The sequence below is a fragment of the Mesorhizobium sp. M1E.F.Ca.ET.041.01.1.1 genome (genome assembly GCF_003997355.1).
Lineage (GTDB): Bacteria > Pseudomonadota > Alphaproteobacteria > Rhizobiales > Rhizobiaceae > Mesorhizobium.
On sequence record NZ_RZSL01000354.1, the window covers coordinates 1 to 6,526 of the forward strand.

Genomic DNA, 6,526 nt, shown 5'->3' on the forward strand with positions numbered 1-6,526 from the left:
CGCAGGGCTACAATCCCCATAGCGCCAGACCGACCCGCGGCTCCGTTCAATCCGGCTTGCAATGAGGTCCGACGTCGTGCCAAGCGGCTCCGTCGAGCCAACGGACCTCACAGAAGCCTCCAGATTCACCAAAGCTTGGCGATGTGATTCAAGCTTTTGATGGACCGATTCGTATTGACTGACGCCCAATGGGCGAAGATGGAGCCGCATTGTCTGGGTAAAGCCAGCGATCCCGGACGCAGTGGCAATGACAACCGACTGTTCATCGAGGCAGTTCTGTGGATTGCGCGCACGGGCAGCCCGTGGCGCGATCTGCCTGCCCATTTCGGGAACTGGAGCACAGCGTTTCGTCGTTTCAGCGACTGGCGCAAGGCCGATGTATTCGTGAAGCTCTTCGAAGCCTGCTCGGACGAGCCGGATATGGAATACGCCATGATCGACGCCACCATCGTCAAGGTCCACCGCCACGGACAGGGCGCAAAAGGGGGACTCAGAGCCAGGCCATAGGCCGCTCCAAAGGCGGCATGACCACCAAGATCCTCGCGCTGACCGATGCACTCGGCAACCTTGTGCGCTTCCATCTGATGCCGAGGCACCGCTTCGACACGGTCGGCGTCGAGCCGCTTCTGCAAGGCGTAGATTTCGGCGGGCTGATCGCCGACAAGGCCTTCGACAGTGATGCCATCGTTGCCGATCTCAACGAACGTGGCGCCAAGATCGTCATCTCCCAGCACCCGAGGCGCGCAAGGCCCTTGCCACTCGACCGCCAACTCTACACGTGGCGACACCTCATCGAGAACTTCTTTTGCAAGCTCAAGGAATTCAAGCGCATCGCCTTGCGTGCCGACAAAACCGACAAAAGCTTCGCGGCAATGATCTATCTCGCCGCCGCCGTCATTAACTCTCGATGAATCCCCACAAGCCTTAGGCCACGTTGGATTTCTTAAGCGCTCCGCACTATGTTTGCAGAACCATGACCGCAAATATCGCGCCGATCGTTCCCGCAGAGTTCCCGCAGCTCCAGGTACTCGCCTGGAGCCGAGACGCGTCGCGTCCGATCCCTGCGGAAGAAGCATTTGCGCTTTACGAACGCAATTGGCGTTTTGTTGATCAAAAAAGCCTTACTGCGCGTGAAAATCTGCTTATTAGGAAACTTGCTGACAAGTTCGGTCATGGCATCCTTTTGACCACCTCGTAAGGTTTCGCTTTCCTCTCTTCTTGAACGTCTTCCCGCAGCAAACAATCAAGGCCGGAAACACCGCGAGTTGAGATCATGAAGGCGTTTGGAAAACCGGAACACAGGATCATTGCCGAAGCTCTCGGGCTGATGGACCGCGAGTTCCTGGCGGCCACCCAGTGCTGGTTCGGCGGTGGCACCGCCATTGTCATGAAACTCGGCGAATACCGGCGGTCACTGGATCTGGATTTCCTCTGCGCCGACGCTGACGGGTATCGCGAACTGCGGACGCGGGCGTCAGAGCTTGGCGTCCGGGCCTTCTTCCCTGAATCCGTCGAAGGAGGCCGATCTCGACAAGGGATGAGGCCGATCGCTGGCGAAACTCAATCCCCGGCGACGAAGAACAGCCACTGGCCGGTGGGCGTGATGCCGACGCGGTAAAAGATGTAGGCGCCGAACTGCTTCATGTCGTCATAGTCGCTTGCCGTGACGAGCTTGAACAGCTCGACGCGTTGCCTGGGATCGAGCTTGTCGAGCGGCAGCGCGAAGAAATATGGCCAGACATAGAGTTCCTGCGGCGTGCCCGTGTCGACGTGGACATAACCGGCGCTGAGCACCTCTTCCAGTATGGCGAGGATCTCCTGGCCGTCGCTGTCGCCGGACAGGCCCTTGAGGAAAGTGATCGGATCGCCGTCGATGTCGCCAAGCGACAGCTGCGTCATGGAATCGCCCGAGCCGATCAGCGACCTCAGCTTCTCGATGTCGCCGCTTTTGCAGGCCTCGACGATCAGCCCATGCATCCGCTTGACCGGTTCCGGCAGCTTGTCGAGGTCGTAGACGACAGCGGGCGGCGGTGCGTCCGGATCGGCGCGCGGGCTGGTGACGCCGCCGCTGCCGGATGGCGCCTCAGGCTCGCTCTTGTTTTTTTCGTCGGCCGGCTGGCTGTTGCCGGAGGGTTTCGTGCCGAGCGGGTCCGGTATCGGCACGGTCGTGTCCGGCGGGGCCGTATCGTCATTGGCGGGTGGCGTGACCGGCGAAGGCAAATCCTGGCGCTGGATCTCGCTCAGCGCATGGGAAGGGGTGCTGGCGAGGCACAAGCCCACTGGAAGGACCAGGCAGAACGCGGCGATCCACATGCCTACGGTCCAGGCGTGCGGCCGGCCTGCCAACGAAAATCTCACCCCTTGCCTCTCCATGGTTCCCGGGCTCGCTCGGTCCGGACAGCGCTTGAGCTGTTAAGGCACCCAGGCATGATGCCCAAATGGCGCGTCGCCGTCAAAAGCCGCTGTTAGACAGCGGGCGGCCTAGTGCTTGAGCCGCTCCGGCTCGAAGGCGCCGGAGATTACCTTTTCGCGCATGCGGTCGAGCAGGGCCAGCGCCGAGGTCTCGCCATTGGCGCGCAGCATTTCGCCAAACGCGGTTTCGAGGGCGGCTTCGGCGATGATCTCGGGCTCGATGCCAGCCGACAATCCCTCAGCCCAAGCTTCGCTGTGGCTCTCCACGGCGGTCAGGCGCTTTTCTTCCCTGACCAACGCGTCGATGTCGCTGACACCATGTTCCATTGCGATGTCCACCTTTTTCAAGCGGCGATCCGGCGAGAGACCGGGCTTGACCTTCCAGTTCATTCGCAGCCCGAGATAAGTGCTTGTAAATACGACATTTTTGCGGTCGTAATCTACATTTCGAGCAAGGCTGCGCTCAATCCGTTCCGAAGCTTAGCCGATTAGACCGGCTTGCGGCATCAAAACCTTCAGTTTGAGTTAATTCCGCAATTGTGCGCTAACGTTTCATTAACATTGTTGCACAAGCGCAACACATCATTGCACCAAGGCGCAGCCGGACACAATAAGGCGCGTCACATTGGGGGCCAGTTCCCGGTGGATTATGCGCAAACCGGATTGGCCGCGATTGGCGCCGGCCTCAATTCCCGTAGCGGGAAGCGATGTCGCGCGACAGCGTCTCGCCTTCCTTCATGTAGCGGGCAATAGCCTCGGTCGCCGAGGGCGTGCATTGCGTATAGGTGCCGCTGAAGGAGCGGTAGCCGCGGTTGAAGGAGGCGATGAAGCGAGCGCGGCGGTCGGGATCGGGGGTTTCCGACTCGAGCAGCTTTTCCATCTCGACCCGCCACTGGTCGCCCTTCTCGCCGCACAGATTGCGCAGGAAATGCAGCGACCCCAGCACCTCGGCGAGCCGCATCAGCCCGGGCTCGAACGGCGCCTCCGCCGCAAGTGTCGGCCGCGCCGTGAGGGTCATGCTGAAGGCGAGGCACGCGGCGAGGAGAGGTGAGGCGCGGGTCATAGGCTTATGTGACCAAACAATTCGCCGCTCGCAAGACGATTTTGGGAGGCCGTCGTCCCTGGCCAGGATCTCTCCCTGTTGAGGTTGGCGCCGCCCCTCATTGCCCTGCCGGGCATTTCTCCCCGTATAATGACGGGGAGAAAGGGCTGGCCGCAGCCTGGGCGCCTTCTTGCAACGCTGGAGATTGGCGAAATCGGCGAAGAGAACGCCCCTCTCCCCGAGAGGATGCCGGTCCACCCTCCGCAGCTGCTGCGGAGGACGGGCAGGCAGGTGAGGGGCGGCGCAGGCGCCTGGAAGTCATGGCGTTGCGCTGTCGAAGCTACTTATGCGAATCGCCCAGCAGCTCTCTTGCGACCTCAAGCACCTCGTCCGCCAGCGGCATCTCCGCCATTTCCGCCAGCGTGTGGAAGGCGGCCGTCTCGGCATCGTCGCTGGCCTCGGGCTCGCCGCCAACATAGGCCGCTCCGAACACCGTCAGCAGATAGTCGACGGCGTGATTCTCGCCGCTGCCGTCGATATGGATGTCGCGCAGCGGGTGGTAGTCCCTGGCCTCGAGTCCGGTTTCCTCGGCCAGCTCGCGCGCCGCCGCCTGCGTTAGCGTCTCGCCAGGCTCGACCTTGCCGCCGGGATAGGCGTAGAGCCCTTGCGAGGGCGGCCGCGCGCGCTTGACCAAAAGTACCGTCTTGCCGCGCACGACGGCGACGGAGACGGCGGGGACGATCTTGCGCGGTTCCATGGAATGCCGAATGTTCCTGCAGCCTGTTGTGGACCGATTGGCCTGATCAAGCTTTAGCCGTTGCAGCGCGGGGGTTCCATCGCCACCTTTGGGAAAATTCCGATCGACGAGCCGAGTTCATGTGCGGACGCTTTGCCCTGACCGCCACGCCAGACCAGACCGCCGCCTTCCTCGGCCTTGCGGAGCTGGAGGAGTTTCCGGCCCGCTACAACATCGCCCCGGCACAGCCCGTGCTGATGGCTCTTGCCGGTCCGCAGCGCGCGTCGGGCTCCAACCTGCCGGACCACCAGGCGATACTGGTGCGCTGGGGCCTGATCCCGGCCTGGGTCAAGGACACGAAGGAATTTCCGCTGCTCTTCAACGCCCGTTCGGAAGGGGTGCTGGAAAAGGCTTCGTTCAAGACCGCGATGCGCCATCGCCGCGCGTTGGTGCCGGCCTCCGGCTTCTATGAATGGCAGCAGTCGGGCAGCGAAAAGGGCCAGCCTTACTGGATCCGGCCGAAGCGGGGCGGGGTGATCGCCTTCGCCGGCCTTATCGAAACCTATGCCGAGCCGGGCGGCTCCGAGATGGATACGGGCGCGATTCTGACGACGCAGGCCAATGCCGGCATCGCCCATATCCACGACCGTATGCCGGTGGTGATCGAGGAGCGCGACTTCGCCCGCTGGCTGGATTGCCGCACGCAGGAGCCGCGCGACGTACTCGACCTCTTGAAGCCCGCCGAACCCGATTTCTTCGAGGCAATTGCGGTTTCCGACCTTGTCAACAAGGTCGCCAACACCGGGCCGGAGATTCAGGAGCGGGGCGTCGTCGGCGAGCGGCCCGAGAAGGTCAGGCGCCAGAAACCCGGCGCGGACGAAAACCAGATGACCCTGTTCTAGAGAGGCTTGCTCTTGGCGTCTGCCTCAGTTCCGGGGCGCGCATTGGCGTCGCCCTCATTGCCGGCGCCCCATCATCGGGGACCGCGCCGGTCGTGCCTTTTTCAGGCGGCGCGCGGCGAAACGATCTTCTGCGCCGGCTTCTTCTTCTTCGCGGTGTGAAGAAGGGCTGCGACGATGGCTGCCGGGCCGATCGCGCGGTAGTGCTTGGTGAGCGGCTGTTGCGCCGGTCGGCTCTGTTCCTGCTTGCTTCGAGGCATTGTTCTCTTCCCTGGTAGTATTTTCGTGTCCGCGTTTGATGGTCGATTCGGACCAAATCGTGACGCCTGGGCGGTCTAGCCCGCGAATGTTTCATCACTGTGCCGACATGTTTAATAAAATGTTTCGGCCCGTCTTTACCTGTGATCCAACGACATGTTTCCGGAACAGAGCGACTTGACGGCAACACCGGCGGGCGCGATAAAGCCGCCCATGAAAACGTCTTTCGCCATTTGTGGCATTTGCATTATTGGCTAGCTTCGCGCTGGTCCGGACGTTTTCGCCTTATCTTTCCCCAGATTGGACAAACGCCCCGGCCAGCAGGCTGGAGCCCGATTTGCGCCTTCGGCGCAGACCTGGTTTCAGCGAACCCAAATCAAGGACCGGGACCGCATGTCTGACGCATCGAAGGGCCTCAGCCTCTACAACACGCTAACGCGGGCGAAGGAGCGTTTCGTTCCGATCGATCCGAAAAATGTGCGCATGTATGTCTGCGGCCCGACCGTCTACGACTTTGCCCATATCGGCAATGCGCGGCCGGCGATCGTCTTCGACGTGCTGTTCCGTTTGCTGCGCCAACTCTATGGCCAGGAGCACGTCACGTATGTGCGCAACATCACTGACGTCGACGACAAGATCAACGCCAGGGCGCTCCGCGATTTCGGCAACGAGATCGCGGCCGGAAAGCTCTCGCTGAACGATGCCATCCGCAAGGTCACCGAAAAGACCGCCGACCAGTACCACAAGGACGTCAAGGCGCTCGGGTGCCTGGAGCCGACCTTCGAGCCGCGCGCCACCGAATTCGTCGCGCCCCGCGCGGACGGCAAGGCCGACATGCTGTCGCTGATCGCGCAGCTGATCGCGCGCGGCCATGCCTATGTCGCCGGCGGCGAGGTGCTGTTCGACACCGCCTCGATGCCGGACTATGGCGAACTGTCGAAGCGCAATCTCGACGAGCAGCAGGCAGGCGCCCGCATCGCCGTCGATGAGCATAAGAAGAACCCCGGCGACTTCGTGCTGTGGAAATTGTCCACGCCGGAAGAGCCGGGCTGGGAAAGTCCTTGGGGCAGGGGCCGCCCGGGCTGGCACATCGAGTGCTCGGCAATGTCGGCCGCCTATCTCGGCGAGGTCTTCGACATCCATGGCGGCGGCCTCGACCTGATCTTCCCGCACCACGAG

8 protein-coding genes and 2 pseudogenes are annotated in these 6,526 nt (G+C 62.2%); 5 read left to right on the forward strand and 5 right to left on the reverse strand.

The window, feature by feature from the left end; translation table 11 throughout:
* Window positions 1–198: 198 nt before the first annotated feature.
* The 3 genes and pseudogenes from EOA38_RS24260 to EOA38_RS24270 all read left to right on the forward strand — a co-directional run bounded on the left by EOA38_RS24260 (window position 199) and on the right by EOA38_RS24270 (window position 1,618).
* Window positions 199–911: pseudogene (locus tag EOA38_RS24260) on the forward strand (IS5 family transposase).
* 62 nt (window positions 912–973) lie between these two features.
* Window positions 974–1,198, forward strand: a complete 225-nt coding sequence (locus EOA38_RS24265; protein ID WP_126094913.1) for a hypothetical protein — start codon at window positions 974–976, stop codon at window positions 1,196–1,198.
* Window positions 1,199–1,273: 75 nt separating this feature from the next.
* Entirely contained in the window at window positions 1,274–1,618 is a 345-nt protein-coding gene (locus EOA38_RS24270; protein ID WP_245464743.1) for a nucleotidyl transferase AbiEii/AbiGii toxin family protein, read from the forward strand.
* Here the strand turns inward: EOA38_RS24270 and EOA38_RS24275 are convergent.
* The 4 genes from EOA38_RS24275 to EOA38_RS24290 form a co-directional block, all read right to left on the reverse strand.
* Window positions 1,561–2,313, reverse strand: coding sequence for a hypothetical protein (locus tag EOA38_RS24275; protein ID WP_245464742.1), 753 nt, complete (start codon window positions 2,311–2,313; stop codon window positions 1,561–1,563). The two genes, EOA38_RS24270 and EOA38_RS24275, sit on opposite strands and share 58 nt — an antisense overlap.
* A 168-nt stretch (window positions 2,314–2,481) precedes the next feature.
* Window positions 2,482–2,739, reverse strand: a complete 258-nt coding sequence (locus tag EOA38_RS24280; RefSeq protein WP_040972051.1) for a hypothetical protein — start codon at window positions 2,737–2,739, stop codon at window positions 2,482–2,484.
* A 358-nt stretch (window positions 2,740–3,097) separates the two neighbouring features.
* Complete coding sequence (locus tag EOA38_RS24285; protein WP_127300422.1) at window positions 3,098–3,475, reverse strand: TIGR02301 family protein; 378 nt, start codon at window positions 3,473–3,475, stop codon at window positions 3,098–3,100.
* Window positions 3,476–3,794: 319 nt separating this feature from the next.
* Window positions 3,795–4,211: an NUDIX hydrolase gene (locus tag EOA38_RS24290; RefSeq protein ID WP_126094910.1), complete on the reverse strand. Its 417-nt coding sequence runs from the start codon at window positions 4,209–4,211 to the stop codon at window positions 3,795–3,797.
* Between the two features lie 119 nt (window positions 4,212–4,330).
* Between EOA38_RS24290 and EOA38_RS24295 the strand changes: the two genes are divergently transcribed.
* Window positions 4,331–5,092 carry an SOS response-associated peptidase gene (locus EOA38_RS24295; protein WP_126094909.1) on the forward strand — a complete coding sequence of 254 codons (762 nt, stop codon included), beginning with the start codon at window positions 4,331–4,333 and terminating at the stop codon, window positions 5,090–5,092.
* Between the two features lie 101 nt (window positions 5,093–5,193).
* Here EOA38_RS24295 and EOA38_RS24300 read toward each other — a convergent pair whose 3' ends face one another.
* Window positions 5,194–5,349, reverse strand: a complete 156-nt coding sequence (locus EOA38_RS24300; protein WP_126094908.1) for a hypothetical protein — start codon at window positions 5,347–5,349, stop codon at window positions 5,194–5,196.
* Between the two features lie 391 nt (window positions 5,350–5,740).
* Here EOA38_RS24300 and EOA38_RS24305 point away from each other — a divergent pair.
* Window positions 5,741–6,526 (forward strand): annotated as a pseudogene (locus EOA38_RS24305) (cysteine--tRNA ligase); the annotation flags it as partial.

What these genes read in the sequence shown, in the direction of transcription:
- EOA38_RS24265 (WP_126094913.1), top strand. Translation starts at nt 974, where the DNA reads ATGACCGCAAATATCGCGCCGATCGTTCCCGCAGAGTTCCCGCAGCTC.
- EOA38_RS24270 (WP_245464743.1), top strand. Translation starts at nt 1,274, where the DNA reads ATGAAGGCGTTTGGAAAACCGGAACACAGGATCATTGCCGAAGCTCTC.
- EOA38_RS24275 (WP_245464742.1), bottom strand. Translation starts at nt 2,313, where the DNA reads ATGTGGATCGCCGCGTTCTGCCTGGTCCTTCCAGTGGGCTTGTGCCTC.
- EOA38_RS24280 (WP_040972051.1), bottom strand. Translation starts at nt 2,739, where the DNA reads ATGGAACATGGTGTCAGCGACATCGACGCGTTGGTCAGGGAAGAAAAG.
- EOA38_RS24285 (WP_127300422.1), bottom strand. Translation starts at nt 3,475, where the DNA reads ATGACCCGCGCCTCACCTCTCCTCGCCGCGTGCCTCGCCTTCAGCATG.
- EOA38_RS24290 (WP_126094910.1), bottom strand. Translation starts at nt 4,211, where the DNA reads ATGGAACCGCGCAAGATCGTCCCCGCCGTCTCCGTCGCCGTCGTGCGC.
- EOA38_RS24295 (WP_126094909.1), top strand. Translation starts at nt 4,331, where the DNA reads ATGTGCGGACGCTTTGCCCTGACCGCCACGCCAGACCAGACCGCCGCC.
- EOA38_RS24300 (WP_126094908.1), bottom strand. Translation starts at nt 5,349, where the DNA reads ATGCCTCGAAGCAAGCAGGAACAGAGCCGACCGGCGCAACAGCCGCTC.